This window comes from Nocardia anaemiae NBRC 100462, from assembly GCF_001612725.1.
In the GTDB taxonomy this organism is placed as follows: Bacteria; Actinomycetota; Actinomycetes; order Mycobacteriales; family Mycobacteriaceae; genus Nocardia; species Nocardia anaemiae.
The window spans coordinates 92,715-109,522 of sequence record NZ_BDAZ01000029.1 but is presented as its reverse complement, the minus strand read 5'-3'; the positions used below and the strand labels follow the sequence as shown (position 1 = coordinate 109,522).

Sequence of the window (16,808 nt, the reverse complement as noted above, 5' to 3'; positions counted from 1 at the left end):
AGGGGGCACGAAATCCCATGTCTACCAACCTCAATCCCCCCGTACTCGTCGGCGTCGACGGCTCCGAGTCCGCCACCGAGGCACTGCGCTGGGCCGCGGTCGATGCCGTCCGCCACCGCGCGCCCATGCACATCGTGTACGGCATCGGCGCTCCGATGGACTTCGGTCCAGGAATCGCCTTCGATCAGATCGATTACGACGCCTATCGAGCGACCGGTGCCGCCGCCGTCGACACCGCCCGCGCCGACGCGACCGCGGCCGCCGCCCCCGTCGGCGACCTCGATATCACCACCTTCGTGGTCGACGCACCGCCGATCCCGGTGCTGCTCGACCGCTCCAAGGATGCGCGCATGCTCGTGGTCGGCACCCGTGGTCTCGGCGCCTTCCGCCGCGCCCTGCTCGGCTCGGTGAGCACCGCCGTCGCGAGGCACGCGCACTGCCCGGTCGCCGTCATTCCCGAACCCGAGAACGACAAAGCCGATCGGCTGCGCGGACCGGTGCTCGTCGGTGTCGACGGCTCTCCCAGCGCCACCCGCGCCATCGAGGTCGCCTTCGACCAGGCCGCCCATCGCGAGGTCGGCGTGCGCGCGGTGCTCGCCTGGTCCGAATTCAACCGCTACATCTCCCGCGACGATATGCAGAAAGAGGCCGAGGAGCTGCTGTCGGAAAGCCTGGCGGGTTGTGCGGAACAGTATCCGGACCTGACGGTCGAGCGCGTGGTCGTCGAGGATCGACCCGCAAGATGTCTACTCGCCGAGGCCGAATACGCCCAACTGATCGTCCTCGGCAGCCGCGGCCGCGGCGGATTCGCGGGCATGACGCTCGGCTCGGTCAGCCAGGCCGTCCTGCATGCCACCGACTGCCCACTCATCATCGCCCGTCCCTGATACCCGGCCCGCCCGGGCGGTGCTCCGGCGCTGACCGTGGGCGCGGGCATGGCAACGTTCACAGGTTGCGTTAATCGGGGCGCACGGTGGTGTTCACATCCTGTTTACGATGTCGGAATGCTGATTGAGGGCGCGCAGGAGAGATCGGTTGCACCTCCGGACGAAGCGGGGACTGCGCGTCCGTGGCGATCTCGGTTGATCTGGGGCAGTGTCATCGGCGCGGTCGCGGTGTTGGTCGCGGGGCAGTTGATGGCGGTGCATATCAATGCGCTCGGGCCGCTGACCAGTCTTGCCTGGGATTATGTCGGGCGACCCAAATCGGCGACCACGCCGTGGGCCGGATTTCTGCTGGCGCTGATCGGCGTCTCCTGGAATGTGCGGGTGCGTGCGCTGGCGGCCGCGGTCGGCATCGATGTGGTCTTCGTGATCATTCGGGCGATCGAGGGGCGGCTGTTCACGGTCGGCAACGGTCCGACCATCGTGCTCACCGCGCTGGCGGTGATCGCGGCGGTGCGCTGGACCGGTGCGCGGCGCGAAACCGCGCTGCGCACAATCGCTCTCGGTGCGCTGCTGATTCTGGCGACAAAGGTCGGCGAGATCTGGCTGGACATCACCGCATGGGCCTGCCCGACCGTGCTCGACCCCTATGCGGAACTGGCCGATCACGCGCTCGGCAATCCGTCCTGGCTCATCGGACAGGCGCTCGACGCGGCCGGACCGGTGCCACTGGGTGTGGTGCGCTGGGTGTATTTCGAACTGCCGGTCGCGGCCATCGTGGTCGCGGCATGGCAGCTGCGCGGCGTGACCGCGGGTGTGTGGCCGCGCCACTATCTGGTGCGTACATTCTTGACGCTCGGCGTGGTCGGTCCGTTGTTCTATGTGGTCTTCCCGGTGGTCGGGCCGGTGCTCGCGTTCGGTCCCGAGGGGCAGGGGTTCGAACTCGCCGATGTCTGGCCGAATGTCGTTGCGGCACTGCCGTCCTCGGTCGATTCGATGCCGTTCGACGCCATCACACCGCGCAACTGCATGCCGTCACTGCATACGGCGTGGGCGCTGTCGCTGTTCATCCATTCTCGGCGCGGACCGCTCTGGTTGCGCTGGGGTGGTGCGTTCTGGCTGGTCTGCACCCTGGTCGCGACGCTGGGACTCGGCGCCCACTACGGTGTCGACCTCGTCGCGGGCGCGACACTGTGCCTGACCGTCGAATCCGTGCTGCGCGAGCCGGACCGGGGTTGGGACCGCGCCCGCGCACAGGTGGTGGCCTTCGGCATCGCGACCTTCGCGGGGGTGCTGCTCTGCGTACGTTTCCTCGCGCTGCCGATGGCGAATTACCCGTTCCCGTTCGGTGTCGCGGTTCTCGGTGTATTCGCCGCGCTGGCGTTCACCTTCTACCGCACCTGGTTCGCGGAACAGGTGACGGACGTCTCGGAAAAGTTAGTGAGCCGCTAACTCCGGCAGCGCGAGGGTCTTCCGTGCCAGACTGGCGGCGTGAGTGAGCAGGACGGCACCGACAAGACCCGCCCACCGACCCGCGACCGCGGCGACGCGATCGGCGCCGGACTCATCTGGCTGGCCAAATGGTCGCTGTGCATTGTGGCGATCGCGGCGGGCGCGTGGGTGCTCGGTACCGTCGTCGCCGCCCTCTGGGTGGTGCTGCTGCCGCTCGCGCTGGCGTTGATCGTCGCGACGATACTGTGGCCGCCGACCCGCTGGCTCACCGCGCACGGCCTTCGGCCGGGTCTCGCGGCGGCGCTCACCCTGCTCGGATTCATCGGGGTCCTCGCCGGTGTCATCGCACTGATCGTCCCGTCGGTCGTGGACCAGGCCCCGGAGCTGGCCGACAAATCCACCGAGGGCGTCAACAAGGTGCGCGATTGGCTGCACGGTCCGCCGCTGCGGATCCGCGAGGAGCAGTTGCAGGCCGCGGTGGAGGCGATCACCCAGCGGCTGAAGTCCAGTTCGGAACAGATCGCCTCCGGCGTTTTCACCGGCGTGACCACCGCGACCTCCACGCTGGTGACGCTGTTCCTGGTGCTGGTCCTGGCATTCTTCTTCATCAAGGACGGTCCACGGCTGCTGCCGTGGCTGCATGCCGTCCTCGGCAGTCGCGGGGGCAGGCACCTCGAGGAGGTGCTGAATCGGATCTGGTCCACTCTGGGCGGATTCATCCGCGTCCAGGCGCTGGTCAGTCTGATCGATGCGGTGTTCATCGGAGCCGGACTGGTGATCCTGCACGTCCCACTCGCATTCGTGCTCGCGGTGATCACCTTCATGGGCGGTTTCGTGCCGATGGTCGGCGCATTCGTGGCCGGGGCGCTGGCGGTGCTCGTCGCATTGGTCGGCAATGGTGTCACCACGGCGCTGATCGTGCTCGGCATCATCATCGCCGTCCAGCAATTGGAAGGCAATGTGCTGCAACCGGTTCTGCAGGGCCGCAGCATGCAATTGCATGCCGTGGTGGTACTCGTCGCGATCACCGCGGGCGGCTCGCTCTACGGCATTGTCGGCGCCTTCCTCGCGGTTCCGGTAGCGGCCGTGATCGCGGTGATAGCCCGCTACCTGGGCGAACAGATCGACGTCGTCACCGCACCCCCCGAGGAATCCGAAGAGGCCGAGCCCGCACCGGAGTAAGGGTGCCGAGCGCATTGCCGAATTGCCGCGCCGAAGGCAAAACACATCAAATCAGTTTGATGTATTCTCGCTTACGTGACCTCCCATCGAGTGCCGGTTCCGCTGCTGATGCGCATGGCGGCGCATCCGCTGCGCTGGGCACTGATGACCGAGTTGGCCGCGAGTGATCGCCGCGTGCGGGAGTTGGTCGCCGCCGTCGACGAGCCACAGAATCTGGTGTCCTACCACCTGCGCCTGCTGCGCTCGGCCGGGCTGGTGACGGTGCGGCGCAGCAACTTCGACGGTCGCGACAGCTACTACCACCTCGACCTGTCCCGCTGCGCAAGCGCATTCGGCGAGGCGGCGACCGCACTGCATCCGGCGCTGGCGCCGACGCGCCGACCATGGCCGAAGGGCAGCTCGGTGTTGTTCCTGTGCACCGGAAACAGTGCGCGTTCCCCGATCGCCGAGGCCCTGCTGCGCCGCCGCGTCGAGGGCATCGACGTCGCGAGCGCAGGCAGTCATCCCGCACCGCGACTACATCCGAACGCGGTGCGAGTCCTGCACGAGGACTACGACATCGACCTCGAACCCCGGTTACCGCAATCGCTCGACGCCGTCGCGGCGCGGCATTTCGATTACGTGATCACGTTGTGCGACAAGATCCGCGAGGTCCCGCGCGACCACGGATCGGCCGTCGAAACGCATTGGAGCCTGCCCGATCCGTCCGCCGCAGCTCCCACCGATAGTGCGGCTTATCCGGAATTCCGAAGTGTCGCAACCGAACTCGATACCCGAATCGGCTTCCTGCCGCTGTAGAAACAAGGAGATCCGTCATGACGACGACCGCACCGACCGAACTCGCCCGCATCCGCTATCTCATCGACGATGTACGGGCGGCTGTCGACTTCTACACCACCCACCTCGGCTTCACCGTCGACTTCGACGCCGCCCCCGCCTTCGCCGCCGTCGTACGCGGCCCGCTCCAGCTGCTACTTGCCGGACCCAAGAGCTCAGCGGCGCGTCCGATGCCCGACGGCGCGGTCCCGACTCCCGGCGGCTGGAACCGCCTCCAGCTCGTCGTCGACGATATCGCCGCCGAGGTCGAGCGGCTCCGAGCAGCCGGGGTCACCTTCCGCAACGACATCATCAGCGGCCCCGGCGGACAACAGGTCCTGCTGCAAGATCCGGCGGGCAACCTCGTCGAACTGTTCCAACCCGCACCCCGCTGATGCGCTTGACCCACCCAGCGCCCGCCTCGGTACCGAGGAGCTGTCGCAGAGCGAGTGACTATCGCGCACAGGCTATTTGCTATGCGTGATAGTCACTGGCTTTGCGTCAGCGAGGCGGCTCGGCGAGTGTTCGGTGGAGCTATGCGGAGTACTTGTAGAAGCCCTCTCCGGTGGCGATGCCGAGCTTGCCCTTATCGATGTAGTTGGTCTTGAGCCAGGCCGCTAGTTCCTGGCCGTCCTCGCTGTTGACCAGGATGTTGTAGGGGGTGGTCAGGCCGATGACGTCGAGCATCTGGAATGGCCCGACCGGTGCGCCCGTGCCGATCCGCCAGGTCTTGTCGACCGCCTCCGGTTCGGCGAATCCGCCCGCGCCGAGGGCCATGGCCGCATTCAGCAGTGGCACGAGTAGCGAATTGAGGACGTAGCCCGCCTTTTCCTTGTGCAGTTCGATCGGCTCCATGCCGATCGCGGCGGCGAACTCGACGACCGCCCGAAAGACCTGCGGATCGGTTTCGGAGGTGCCCATCACCTCGGCGGTGTTGTACCGCCACACCAGATTCGCGAAGTGCAGCGCGAGGAATTTATCGGGGCGGCCGGTGTAGTCCTTCATATCGCTGGGCAGCAGGGTGGACGAATTGGTGGCGAAGATCGTCTTTTCCGGCGCGAGTTCGCCCAGTTGCCGGTAGGTCTGCTCCTTGATGGTGAGCACCTCAGGCACCGCCTCGATCACGAGGTCGGCATCCCGCACGGCCGCGGCGAGGTCCGTGGTCACGACGATGCCCGCCTCGGTCTTCTCTGCCTTGCTGTCACCGCCCGGCACTTCGATGCGATAAGTCGCCGCGAGCTTGGCGAAACGCTCGCGGGCACCGGCGATCGCCTCGTCGCTGATGTCGTAGGCGGTGACATCGAATCCGTGGAATGCGGTCTGGAACGCGATCTGCGATCCCAGCACCCCGGTGCCGAGGACGGTCACCTTGCGAATCGTCATTGCTGTCTCCTTACTCCGCGGGGCACGGAGTGCCCGGGATGTCATCGGTGTGGTCGAGGAAGATCATCGTCGGTCGCGCACCACCGCGGCGAGGAAGAAGGCCAGGTGGTCGTGGGCACGGCGGCGTCCTTCGGCGCGGGCCGCCGACGGGCCGTGCAGGTAGACCAATCGCACGAAACCCAGCGGCGCCAGCAGTTCCCACATCAAGGCTTCACCGGTGGACTCCCCGGTGCGCAGGCGCGCGGTTACCACTTCGGTCAGTTGTCCGCGATCCGCCCAGATCGGAAAGTACGGAGCCAGCGCGGCCGCCCCCTTGCCGAGCATGTCGGTGACCAGGCGTGGATCGTTCGGAATCGCTTGGCGCAGTAAGAGTTTGGTGAACTTGCGGGATTCGTCGGTATCGAAGATGTCCAGTATTCGATCGACGGTTTCGGTCAGGAAGCCGCGCGGATCATCCGGGGGCGTATCGGGGTCCGGAAGCAACTCGGCGATCACCGTGTCCACCGCGCCGACACCGGCCTGGGCGGTCAGCTCCCGGTAGATCGCGTCTTTATTGGCGAAGTGAGCGTAGAGACCGCCATCGGACAGACCTGCGGCGCGCGCGATCATCCGCACCGAGGTGGCGGCGTAGCCATGCTCGACGAATAGATCCAGCGCGGCGGCGAGCAGCAGCGCACGGGTATCACCCGCCTCGTCCTTGCGCGGGCGGCCGACGCGCCGTGGCGGAGTCACCGTCATGGGCTCAGATTAGACGACCACTGGTTAATAATCGATCGATTGATTATTATCGAGTCGAGCGCTCGAGAAGCAGTCATCCATCGTGAGGATCATGCTCATGTCGAAACATCTACTGTCCCAAGAGATTTCCGAACGACCGGCAGGCTATGCCGGACCGAATCTGAGCCCGACCGGCCTGCGGTTGATACCGCATCCGATCGGCGAGGGCGTCGTCGCGCTGATGGCCAATGTGCCGCCGAAGGACAATAACGGCGTCATCTTCGGCGACCGGGCCGCATTGGTCGTCGACGCTGGCATCACGCCGACGATCGGAACCCAGATCCGAACTCTGGCAACCGATCTCGCCGACTCTCCATTGCGTTACCTGGTGAACACCACCTACCATGGCGATCACACCTTCGGGAATACCGCCTTCGACGATCTGACCGTCATCACCTCGCGCGCCAATCGCGACAATATGCACGACCTCGGCTACGAGAAGGACATCCGCTCGCGCAATATGTACGGCGACGAGGAGCTGTTCGGCGAGGTCACCCGCTGGCGGCTGCCGGATCTGACGTTCGAGACGGCCATGGAGATCGATCTCGGCGGCCGCACCGTCGAATTGCACCACTTCGGTCCCGGCAACGGTCCGGGCGACACCATCGTCTACGTGCCTTCACAGCGCACTGCCTGGACCGGAAACTTCCTGACCGGCGCGGGCTCCGCACACATGCTGTTGCAGGGCGGCCCCGAGCCCTACATCGGCTCGCTGCGCGCCATGCAGCAGGCCCTGCCCGACCTCGAGACGATCGTCCCTGGTCACGGTCCGATGGGCCGCGGTCCACGCGCGATCACCGTGCTCATCGACTATCTCGAACGCCTACGCGACGAAGTATCGGCCGCATTCGAGGCGGGCCGCACGCTGGATGAAACCTACGAGCTGTGCACCGATCCCTGGGCCACCGACCTCGACCCCGAATTCGCCACTGCGCTCAGCGAATACGAGATCCCGTTCGAGCTTGCCGAGCAGGGCTTCCTCGAATTGTGCCGAAACCTGCACCGTCTCAACATCATGACCACCTATCGCGTCTGCGAACAGCTCACGGTTCGGTCCTAGCCAACTCACAGCCACGGGCTAGGGTGCGCAAATATACAGGACCAGCGGCCGGACCAGCAGCGGCATGATCAGCAGCCCCAGGGCCACGGCTTCTGGTTCTTCGGCTAGTGGATTCCGCTGCCCTGATCCCGACTCGATGCGAAAGGCCCTGTGTCCGTTGGACATGGGGCCTTCGTCGGTTTGTCCGCCCACAGCGTAATGCCCGGCCGGATCGGCGGCCGCGGTCTTAGGCTCGTGCTATGACCGAGCTGCACTCGATCCAAGGTGGACCCGACGACCGACCTCGGCACACCGAGGAACCGCTGTGGCGGGAGGTGCTCGGGGAACGACTGCGCACATTGCGGCAGGAGCAACACGAGACACTCGTCGAAACCGCCGGTCGTGCGGGCATTTCGCCGCAGTACCTGTCCGAGGTGGAGCGCGGCCGCAAGGAACCGTCGAGCGAGATGATCGCCGCGCTGGCCGGTGCGCTCGGCACCACCCTGTTCGGTCTCACCGAGCAGGTCGCCGACGAATTGCGCGCTCATCGTCGACTCACCTTCGCCCGGCAGTCGGTTCCCCGCGCGAGCTCCACCCCCACTCTGATGGCACTCGCGGCCTAGTCCACAACCACCATTCGACTGCGCTCGACGCAAGCCCCACGCACGCATGGCTAGACGCTGATCAGGCGGCGCGGGCACCCAGCACGTTGTCGACCAGTCCGTAGTCGACGGCCGCCTGTGCGGTGAAGACGCGGTCGCGGTCGGTGTCGTGCCGCAGTCGCTCGGCTGGTTGGCCGGTGTGTCGCGACAGGATCGACTCGATTTCGGCGCGCATCCGCACCAACTCGTCGGCCTGCAGGATCAGGTCGGGAATCGCGCCCTGACCGCGGGCGGCGGGCTGATGCAGAACTACCCGGGCGTGCGGCAGCAGGGAGCGGCGACCGGGTTCGCCACCGGCCAGCAGGACCGCGCCGACCGCGATGGCCTGGCCGACGCAAGTGGTCGCCACCGGCGCTTTGATGAATTGCATGGTGTCGTACACCGCGAGCATGGCGGACAGATCGCCGCCCTCGCAGTTGATGTACAGGTTGATCTCCTGTTCCGGACTCTCCGACTCCAGGTGCAATAGCTGGGCGATCAGCGCGTTGGCCACACCGGAATCGATCGGGGTGCCGAGGTAGACGATCCGCTCGGCGAGCAGGTGCGAGTAGATATCGGTGATCCGCTCGCCGCCGCGCGGATGCTGGGCGATGACATTGGGAATGGTGTAGGTCATGCCGAAATTCCGATCCGCTGGCGCTGGGGCACGATCTGCCCGAACGAGCCGACAATGTGGTCGATGAAGCCGTACTCCTTGGCCTGCGCCGCGCTGAACCAGCGGTCGTGCAGCGAATCCTCGTAGATGCGGTCGTAGGGCTGGCCGGTATCGCCCGCGATGATGCCGAGCACCGTCTCCACGGTGTAGCGCAAGTCATCGGCTTGAACCTCGACGTCGACGGCGCTGCCGCCGATTCCGGCCGAGCCCTGATGCATCAACACCCGGGCGTGCGGCAAGGCGAACCGCCGCCCCGGTGTACCCGCGGACAAGAGGAATTGCCCTGCGCTGCAAGCCAATCCGAGCGCCAAGGTGGAGACCTCGCACGGCACCAGTCGCATCACATCGCGAATGGCGAGCATTGCCGGAACCGAACCACCTGGAGAGTGGATCCACAATGAGATCCCCGCATCGGGATCCTCGGCCGCCAAGGTGAGCAGCTGCGTCATCAGCAGCGTCCCGTTGTCGTCGTCGAGGGGTCCGTCCAGCACCAGGATCCGCCTGCTGAGCAGCTGCTCCCTGGCGCGCCAACTGAACAACGGTGTCTTGTCATCGTGAGCCATGACTCCACCGTGCCGCGCGGCTACCGGAAAAATCTCGCCACGCTGCCCTCAGCAGATCTGCTCACAGCAGCGTCAGTCGTGCGAATGCGCGTGGATGCGCGCCTGCACCTCGGGACGCCGCAGCGGCGGCACGGTCTTCGGTGGCACCTTCCGGTCGGGCAATTGTTCGAGCAGCCGCATGGTCGCGGCCGCGATATCGGCGACGGCGGCGTCAACCGCAGGGCGCGTAGCTGCGGAAATGCTGGACAGCCCGCCGACCTTGCGGACGTACTGCAATGCCGCGGCATGCACTTCTTCCGGGGTGGCCGCGGGCTCGAGCCCACGCAGAGCGGTGATATTTCGGCACATATCCCGAGGCTAGCCCGGTTCGGCCCGGGTTTTAAGGGGTGCTGCGGACGTCGCCGATTCCGCGCGCACATCGCGTCGATAGGCGAGGTTGATCCGAGCCGCACCCCAGGACAGCCCCCAGATGAGAATCAACGAGCAGACGAGTACGACCAGCGATGCCACATTGATCAGCCAGGAGGGGCGGTCGAATGAGCGTTCACGTTGGAGCACAGTGATTTCGGGGACGAAGGGTCGGGTGAACTGGTCCAGCGCCGGAACTTCGGCGGCATCGATGCCGGGGTCGTGGGGCATGTAGATCGGTAGTGCAGTCAGCATTCGGCCGTCGTGCACCCGCAAGATGGTCTTCCAAGTGCCGTATGCCGGAACCGGTTTCGTGCTGACATAGTGTCCCTCACCGACCCTGCGCAGCTGATCGATCACCAATCCGCGCCCGGGGCTCGAGGAACCGATGCCACCCTGCCAGGCCAGAATCTGCACCCACTCGGGATCAGCGCCCACCAAATCCTTGGGTGCCAGCGTGATATCGGCGTTCACCATCCGGCCGTCGGTCACGGCTGCCGCATCACGCAATTGCACTGTCGCCGAGGCATTTTCGGGAACATTCACGCGCAGGCCATTCGCGGTGGCAGCCGCGGTGATCAGCACCGCCGCGATCACGATGCCACGGCGAATCGCGACACGCGGCAGCTCTTCGCCCCGCAGGACCATGCCGAGCAGCACGCCGACCGCACCGCCCGCAATACCCACCGGCACCGCCATTACCAATAGCTCCGGCCACCTACCGGTCGGCCAGGAGTCCACGAACATCCTTGTTACCCATAGCGATTCGAGCCAGAGCCCGAGAGTGGCCGCGACCAGTCCGGTCAGCGCACCCCACCGAACCGGTCTGGAGGTGGGCAGCAGTGCCATCAGTTCCACGATCAGCGCGATACCGAGATACAGCGGAAATACGTTGTGCGGCGCGCCGAGCAGCGGACCGACCACGACCGCTACCACGGTGCGGACGAAGATCGCGAATGCAACCGCCGCCAACGCGCCACCGCGCCCCAGCGTGTAGCGCGCCGAAACCAGCGCGATGGTACTCGCGGCCGCGATCAGCATCGGCTGGAAGACCAGACGGAATTGTTCGACGCCGAAATCGAATTCGACCTGATACACCGACAGGCCGATCAGCAGACCGCCGAAGGCGAAGGTGCGGATCAGCCACAGCAGTGGTCCGTCGGTGCGGTCCGGATCGGGACGGTCGAGGCGGCCTTCGAATTCCAGCAGCAGCACGGCGACCAGCGATAAACCAGCACCGCCGATCAGCATCAGGTGCGTCGGACCCCACAGGGTGACGTCCTGGCCGAACAGCCGATGCCAGATGTCGTCGAGCGGAAAGCCGATGAGGGCGTACAGTCCGGCGCCCGCCATCAGCACGCCGCCGACCGGCGCGTACCAGTCGCGGGTGATCCGGATCGCGGCCGGACCCGGTTTCTCCTCTCGCGGCAGGATGATGGCCAGCATTCCGGCCATGAACAGGAAGAACAGGCCGATCATGATGAAGTAGTGCGCCGGATTCGCCAGCGGGCCCTCGTCGCGGCCCTTGCCGATATGCAGGCTCACATCCCAGATGAAGCCGAATAGCGCGGTGAGAATGGTGGCGATGAACAGCGCGAGCGGCAGCGCGACCCAGCCGGGCCGGTTACTGAGCCGTCCGAGTCCATCGGCGGCGCTTTGCAGCCAGGTGATGCGGCGGGCGCGGTGCAGATACCCGACCACGGCCAGCACGGCGGCGATCGCGATCGCCGTGCCGGTCAGTATCGCGACCTGGTCCAATGCGGCTCCGCCCCCTTCGGACCCGTCCGCGAACAGCACCGTTACCTGCCTCATCACATGACACTTTCTGGTGTTGTCGAGCGTCGCGTGGCTGGCCGTGCGCGGTCCGCTTCATTGGGGGCCTCGTCCTCGTTGACGGTGCCGGGCAGCCTCGCATGTCGCTATGACCTTCACCTCCCGAAGGTCGGCATGTCTGTCGCATACCCGCTGACGCGGCAGCCAATCCAGCGCCGGTGAGAGCCGTGGCGAGTGGCTAAACTCCCAGCCAACAACCACTTTCGGTGCCCGTTTGCATCCGGCGATGCCGGGTAGTTGCCGAATATGGGTAGGCGTGATGGTTTGGCACCGTGGTGGATCGAGGCGTCGACGGCGGCGGTAACCGGTGCGGTGCGCACCGGCGTTTCGACGGCTGTCGGATTGGGCGTACAACTCGTCGAAGCACCGTTGCATGCGGCCGAACACGCGGCAGGAGCCGTGGTCGATGCCGCGACATCGGTCATCGACACGGCCGCTGCCGGAGTCGACGAAATGGCTCCCACGCCGGAGAGCCCGCTCGGTGACGACCTACTCGATCTGGTCGATCCGCATGAGCGGCGCGCCAACCGTCGGGTGGCCATGCGTGATGACAAGGCGACCATCGAGGTGCGCGGCCTGAGTTCCGAGCGCGGCGCGGCCCTCGCGCGGACATTGGACGAGCGGCTGGGCAAGTTGCGTGGGGTGCGGTGGTCACGGGTCAACGCGGTGACCGGCCGGGTGGTCGCCACGCTGCGCGACGGCGCGACCGGACTACCGGAACTGCTCGAGGCCATCGAGGGGATCGAGGCCGATAACAATGTCGCCGAGGTGGACTGGAGTCGCAGCGTCGAATACCCGGAGGACAGGGAACCGTTGCTGGCGGCGGGAATTCAGGTGGCCAGCGAGGTATTCGCCATTGCGGTGTCCACTTTCGGCGCGCGGCTGCCGTTCGGTGGTCCGGCGCGCGCGGTGCGGGCCGCGGCCACCTTCGTCGACACCCAACCGCGACTGCGCACGATGCTCGAATCGCGCATCGGGCGCTCCCGCACAGATATGGCTCTCACCGTCGTCACCGCGATCGGAACCGCATTAGGCGAAGACGCCGCGGATGGACTGTCGAATCTGCTGGCCGATACGGCCCAACGCACCTTTCTCTTCGGTGAGGCCATCTCCCAGCGGTTGGCGTGGCGCAACTGGGAGTCCGAACTGGTACGCCGCGAACACCCCGACGTAACCGAACCCCTACCGCCCTACACCCGCCCCACCGACCTGCCGGGCGGCCCGATCGAACGCGTCGCCGACGAAACCGCGGCCGGATCGCTGCTCGGCACCGCCGCATTCGTCGGACTCGGCCGCCTTGGCGATGCCGCCGACGCCCTCGGCCTCGGCGCACCGAAGGCCGCCCGGGCCTCCCGCGAGGCCTACGCCGCCAGCGTCGATATGGTCCTCGCGCGGACGGGCGTGCTGACCTTGCATCGAGGCGCGTGGCGGCGATTGGACCGCCTGACCACGCTGGTGATCGACGGCGAGGCACTGCTCACGTCACGTCGGCTGGTACTCGATGTCGAGTCGGCTGATGACGAATGGTCGACGGGGAAGGTCTGGAGTGCGGCCCAGCGATTGCTGTGGTCGTCGGAGGGTGACGCGGGGACCGCGACCGAGGACGGGGAGGCCGCGACTGCGGCCGACAAGCAGACTGCGACCGACGGCAACAAGAACGCCGCCACCAACGGCCACAAGCAGGACGAAACCGGAACAGACGAGAAGGCCGCGACGGTCGGCGACAAGAAGGCCACCACCGACGGCAACGATGTGGCCGCGAGTAAGGGCGCCAGGTACGCCGCGACCGAGGTCGAGAAGCAGACCGCGAGCCGAGATAAGAGCCGAGCCACCGCGTGGACGGGCGGGGAAGCCGCTGACAAGAACGCCGCCACAGGGAACTACGAGGCAGCCGCAACTGATGGCGACCAAGAGACCGCGGCGGAGGACGAGGCGCTGCGGCTGGTGCATCCAAGGAGTGGGGCTCGTGATCGTGGGGCCACCATCCGGCCGGTCTGGCGCGAACTTCGCGACGGTGACCGGACGGTCGGGCGCGTATTGCTCGGGCGGGAACTCGATCCGAGCGCGCACGATGTGTTGACCGCGGCGCGGCGAGCCGGGTTGCGGGTGGTGCTCGTCGCGCATGAGGATGCGAACGAATTGCGTTCGCTCGCTGATGAATTCGTTGCCGCGACGGCATCGATGAGCAAGCTGGTCGAGCGTCTGCAGCAGGACGGGCAGGTTGTCGCGGTGTTGAGCCCGTGCGCCCATAAAGCATTGGCCCGGGCCGATGTAGCGCTCGGATTGTTCCGCGGCGACCGTTGCCAACCGCCGTGGGCCGCCGATGCCATCTGCCGGGATCTGGACCAGGTGCAGCGGGTGCTCGCGACGGTCGCGCCCGCGCGGCAGGTCAGTGAACGCGGGCGCACCCTGGCGCTGTCGGCGTGCGCGCTGGGCGGGCTGCTGCTCGCCGTCACCCCGACCAGGAAGGCTCGATCAACGCCGATGGTCGCCGCGCAGCTGACCGCGCTGACGACCGGAGCGCGCCGAGGGATTCGAGCGGCCACATCCGCACCGCCCACCACCATCGCACCCCTATTGCCTTGGCACGCACTGGAATCCAACGAAGTACTGGGACGTCTACCGCAACCCCCGGCACTCGACGAGCGCGCGATCCCGGCCCGAGCCGAAAGCAGCTTGATCACGAAGACTCTCGCGCCGGTGACCTCCTTCGCGCGCCATCTGCGCCACGAACTGGATGACCCGCTTACGCCGATCCTCAGCGTCGGTGCCGTCGCCACCGCCATACTCGGCGAGCCGTCCGATGCCATACTGCTCGCCTCGGTGCTGACGGTGAATGCGGTGATATCGGCCGCTCAGCGTCAGCGCGCCGAGAGCGAATTGCAGGACCTGCTCGAAGGCGAACAACTCACCGGCCGCCTGATCGACCGCGCCGCGATCGACGAATCCGAACAGACCGAAGTATCCGTGCCCGCGGACGCTCTCGCCATCGGCGACATCGTGGTCGTGCGGGCGGGCGATGTGGTGCCCGCCGATGCGCGACTGTTGCGCGTGGACGAACTGGAAATGGACGAATCCGGTCTGACCGGCGAATCGGTGACGGTCGAAAAGAGTCTCGCGGCCACACCCGGCGCTGCACTGGGCGAACGCGCCTGCATGATCTTCGCGGGCAGCACGGTGGTGAACGGGACGGGCCTGGCCGTCGTGGTCGCCGTGGGCTCCGACACCCAGGCCGGTCGCGCGGCCGCGGGCGCGGTGCCGCCGGACAAGGGCGGCGTACAGGCCCAACTGCGGCAGCTCACCAAAAACGCCCTCCCGCTCACCCTTTCGGGTGGCGCACTGGTCACCGCGCTCGGCGGCCTGCGTGGGCGGATGCTGCGCGATGCGATCTCCGACGGTGTCTCGGTCGCGGTGGCCGCGGTGCCGGAGGGGTTGCCGCTGGTCGCCACGGTGGCGCAGCTGGCGGCCGCGCGGCGGCTGTCGCGCTACGGCGTGCTGGTCCGCGCCAGCCGCACCGTCGAGGCGCTCGGCCGCGTCGACACCCTGTGCTTCGATAAGACCGGCACGCTCACTGAGGGGCGGCTGCGGCTCACCATGCTGGCCGACCTGGATACCCAGTGGGCGGCCGATGACGAGTCCGACGATGCGCGCCGACTGCTGCGCGCCGCCGCCCGCGCCTGCCCGGATCCGGACGATGGACCGGTGCTGCACGCCACCGACCGCGCCGTCCTGGATGCGGCCGAAAGTCTCGGTGACGAGGCGCGCCGGTGGGATCCGATCGAGGAGATCCCGTTCGAATCCAATCGCGGCTATGCCGCGGTGCTCGGCCAGACGACGCGCAGACTGCGCCTGATCGTCAAGGGCGCACCGGAGGTCGTCCTCCCCCGCTGCACCAAATCGCCTACCGGAGAACAATTCTCCGATGATGTGCACAAGTGCGCGCGGGAGGTTGTCGACAGCCTCGCCGAACAGGGCCTGCGCGTACTCGTCGTTGCCCGTCGCGATTTCTCCGACGAGCCAGGTGATGTCGAAGGCGCCGTCGACAAACTCACGCTGCTCGGCTTCCTCGGCATCGCCGACACCCCGCGGCCACAGACGCTGCCGCTGGTAACCGCCTTGCAGCACAACGGTATCGGGGTGCGCATGATCACCGGCGACCATCCGGTCACGGCGGCGGCGGTGGCCCGCCAACTCGGCATTGCGGTCGATACCGTCACCACCGGTGCCGATCTGGATCGGCTCGACGATTCCGAACAGGCCGAGCTCATCGAACGCAGCACTGTCTTCGCCAGGGTCGATCCGGAGCAGAAGGTGCGCATCGTGGCCGCGCTGCGCCGCAACGGACATGTGGTCGGCATGACCGGCGACGGCAGCAATGATGCGGCGGCCATCCGCAGCGCCGACATCGGAATCGGTTTGGCCGCACGGGGATCCGCGGCCGCCCGCAATGCGGCGGATCTGGTGCTCACAGATCCGAATCCGCTCGCACTGCTGCACGCGGTGGTGGAGGGACGCGGCATGTGGCAGCGCATTACCGATGCGGTGGGCGTGCTGGTCGGCGGCAATGCCGGGGAGATCGCGTTCACCGTCTACGGCACCGTGGTCGGTGGACGGGCACCGCTGGGCACCAGGCAATTCCTGCTGGTGAACATGCTCACCGATATGTTTCCCGCACTGGCCCTGGCCCTTTCACCGGATCGCGACAGCCCGGACCCGCACGATACGGAGCACGGCACCGAGCAGCGGGCACGACAATTGGCCGAAATTCCGCCCGCCAGCCTGGGGCCCGACCTCACCCGCACGATCGCGGTGCGCGGCATAGCCACTGCGGCGGGTGCCTGCACCGCGTGGACGATCGGCCGCTACACCGGAACCCAGCGCCGCGCGGCCACCATCGGACTGGTCGCACTCATCGGCACCCAACTCGGGCAGACACTCCTCTCCGGCCGCCGCAGTCCCCTGGTCTGGGTCACCACCGCGGCCAGCGGTGTGGTTCTCGGTGCGGTGGTCATGGTTCCGGGGCTGTCGGCCTATTTCGGTTGCACACCATTGGGTCCCGTCGGCTGGACCATCGCCACCACCTCCTCCGCCGCCGCAACCGCGGGCTCAACCATCCTCCCGCGCCTCCTACCCGGCGCTCGAGAAGCCTGAACG

The 16,808-nt window shown here is 66.9% G+C and carries 14 protein-coding genes; 8 read left to right on the top strand and 6 right to left on the bottom strand.

Going from position 1 to position 16,808, the window contains the following annotated elements; translation table 11 throughout:
• Window positions 1-17: 17 nt before the first annotated feature.
• The 5 genes from NA5_RS18875 (at window position 18) to NA5_RS18855 (ending at window position 4,729) form a co-directional block, all read left to right on the top strand.
• Window positions 18-887 carry a universal stress protein gene (locus tag NA5_RS18875; RefSeq protein WP_062987823.1) on the top strand — a complete coding sequence of 290 codons (870 nt, stop codon included), beginning with the start codon at window positions 18-20 and terminating at the stop codon, window positions 885-887.
• Between the two features lie 117 nt (window positions 888-1,004).
• A complete protein-coding gene (locus NA5_RS40500; protein WP_281201724.1) occupies window positions 1,005-2,336 on the top strand; it encodes a phosphatase PAP2 family protein in 1,332 nt (443 codons plus the stop codon).
• 39 nt (window positions 2,337-2,375) lie between these two features.
• A complete protein-coding gene (locus NA5_RS40495; protein WP_062987821.1) occupies window positions 2,376-3,518 on the top strand; it encodes an AI-2E family transporter in 1,143 nt (380 codons plus the stop codon).
• A 75-nt stretch (window positions 3,519-3,593) separates the two neighbouring features.
• The gene (locus NA5_RS18860; RefSeq protein WP_218020121.1) at window positions 3,594-4,316 is read left to right on the top strand and encodes an arsenate reductase/protein-tyrosine-phosphatase family protein; all 723 of its coding nucleotides are present in this window, start codon (window positions 3,594-3,596) and stop codon (window positions 4,314-4,316) included.
• 17 nt (window positions 4,317-4,333) lie between these two features.
• Window positions 4,334-4,729: a VOC family protein gene (locus NA5_RS18855; protein WP_062987819.1), complete on the top strand. Its 396-nt coding sequence runs from the start codon at window positions 4,334-4,336 to the stop codon at window positions 4,727-4,729.
• 139 nt (window positions 4,730-4,868) lie between these two features.
• Here NA5_RS18855 and NA5_RS18850 read toward each other — a convergent pair whose 3' ends face one another.
• On the bottom strand, window positions 4,869-5,717 hold the full coding sequence (locus NA5_RS18850; RefSeq protein WP_062987817.1) for a 3-hydroxyacyl-CoA dehydrogenase: 849 nt from the start codon (window positions 5,715-5,717) through the stop codon (window positions 4,869-4,871).
• Between the two features lie 63 nt (window positions 5,718-5,780).
• The gene (locus NA5_RS18845) at window positions 5,781-6,455 is read right to left on the bottom strand and encodes a TetR/AcrR family transcriptional regulator (protein WP_062987815.1); all 675 of its coding nucleotides are present in this window, start codon (window positions 6,453-6,455) and stop codon (window positions 5,781-5,783) included.
• A 97-nt stretch (window positions 6,456-6,552) separates the two neighbouring features.
• Between NA5_RS18845 and NA5_RS18840 the strand changes: the two genes are divergently transcribed.
• Together NA5_RS18840 and NA5_RS18835 are read left to right on the top strand one after the other, a co-directional pair.
• On the top strand, window positions 6,553-7,554 hold the full coding sequence (locus NA5_RS18840; protein ID WP_157110500.1) for an MBL fold metallo-hydrolase: 1,002 nt from the start codon (window positions 6,553-6,555) through the stop codon (window positions 7,552-7,554).
• Window positions 7,555-7,793: 239 nt separating this feature from the next.
• Window positions 7,794-8,156: a helix-turn-helix domain-containing protein gene (locus NA5_RS18835; protein WP_062987813.1), complete on the top strand. Its 363-nt coding sequence runs from the start codon at window positions 7,794-7,796 to the stop codon at window positions 8,154-8,156.
• 61 nt (window positions 8,157-8,217) lie between these two features.
• Here the strand turns inward: NA5_RS18835 and NA5_RS18830 are convergent, their stop codons facing one another.
• The 4 genes from NA5_RS18830 to NA5_RS18815 all read right to left on the bottom strand — a co-directional run bounded on the left by NA5_RS18830 (window position 8,218) and on the right by NA5_RS18815 (window position 11,633).
• On the bottom strand, window positions 8,218-8,811 hold the full coding sequence (locus NA5_RS18830) for a ClpP family protease (protein ID WP_062987811.1): 594 nt from the start codon (window positions 8,809-8,811) through the stop codon (window positions 8,218-8,220).
• A complete protein-coding gene (locus tag NA5_RS18825; protein ID WP_062987809.1) occupies window positions 8,808-9,413 on the bottom strand; it encodes a ClpP family protease in 606 nt (201 codons plus the stop codon). Before NA5_RS18825 ends, NA5_RS18830 begins: the two co-directional genes overlap by 4 nt.
• A gap of 72 nt (window positions 9,414-9,485) precedes the next feature.
• The gene (locus tag NA5_RS18820) at window positions 9,486-9,761 is read right to left on the bottom strand and encodes a DUF2277 domain-containing protein (RefSeq protein WP_062987807.1); all 276 of its coding nucleotides are present in this window, start codon (window positions 9,759-9,761) and stop codon (window positions 9,486-9,488) included.
• A gap of 9 nt (window positions 9,762-9,770) precedes the next feature.
• Window positions 9,771-11,633, bottom strand: coding sequence for a hypothetical protein (locus tag NA5_RS18815; protein WP_062987805.1), 1,863 nt, complete (start codon window positions 11,631-11,633; stop codon window positions 9,771-9,773).
• A 267-nt stretch (window positions 11,634-11,900) separates the two neighbouring features.
• On the opposite strand from NA5_RS18815, the gene NA5_RS18810 reads away from it, so the two are divergent.
• Window positions 11,901-16,805 (top strand): cation-translocating P-type ATPase, encoded by a 4,905-nt coding sequence (locus NA5_RS18810; protein WP_084484243.1) that lies wholly within the window; start codon window positions 11,901-11,903, stop codon window positions 16,803-16,805.
• Window positions 16,806-16,808 lie beyond the last annotated feature (3 nt).

Bases quoted from the DNA above. Each gene is read 5' to 3' on its own strand.
- NA5_RS40500 (WP_281201724.1), top strand. From the start codon at position 1,005: ATGCTGATTGAGGGCGCGCAGGAGAGATCGGTTGCACCTCCGGACGAA.
- NA5_RS18855 (WP_062987819.1), top strand. From the start codon at position 4,334: ATGACGACGACCGCACCGACCGAACTCGCCCGCATCCGCTATCTCATC.
- NA5_RS18815 (WP_062987805.1), bottom strand. From the start codon at position 11,633: ATGAGGCAGGTAACGGTGCTGTTCGCGGACGGGTCCGAAGGGGGCGGA.
- NA5_RS18810 (WP_084484243.1), top strand. From the start codon at position 11,901: ATGGGTAGGCGTGATGGTTTGGCACCGTGGTGGATCGAGGCGTCGACG.
- NA5_RS18845 (WP_062987815.1), bottom strand. From the start codon at position 6,455: ATGACGGTGACTCCGCCACGGCGCGTCGGCCGCCCGCGCAAGGACGAG.
- NA5_RS18830 (WP_062987811.1), bottom strand. From the start codon at position 8,811: ATGACCTACACCATTCCCAATGTCATCGCCCAGCATCCGCGCGGCGGC.
- NA5_RS18820 (WP_062987807.1), bottom strand. From the start codon at position 9,761: ATGTGCCGAAATATCACCGCTCTGCGTGGGCTCGAGCCCGCGGCCACC.
- NA5_RS18840 (WP_157110500.1), top strand. From the start codon at position 6,553: ATGTCGAAACATCTACTGTCCCAAGAGATTTCCGAACGACCGGCAGGC.
- NA5_RS18825 (WP_062987809.1), bottom strand. From the start codon at position 9,413: ATGGCTCACGATGACAAGACACCGTTGTTCAGTTGGCGCGCCAGGGAG.
- NA5_RS18850 (WP_062987817.1), bottom strand. From the start codon at position 5,717: ATGACGATTCGCAAGGTGACCGTCCTCGGCACCGGGGTGCTGGGATCG.
- NA5_RS18875 (WP_062987823.1), top strand. From the start codon at position 18: ATGTCTACCAACCTCAATCCCCCCGTACTCGTCGGCGTCGACGGCTCC.
- NA5_RS18835 (WP_062987813.1), top strand. From the start codon at position 7,794: ATGACCGAGCTGCACTCGATCCAAGGTGGACCCGACGACCGACCTCGG.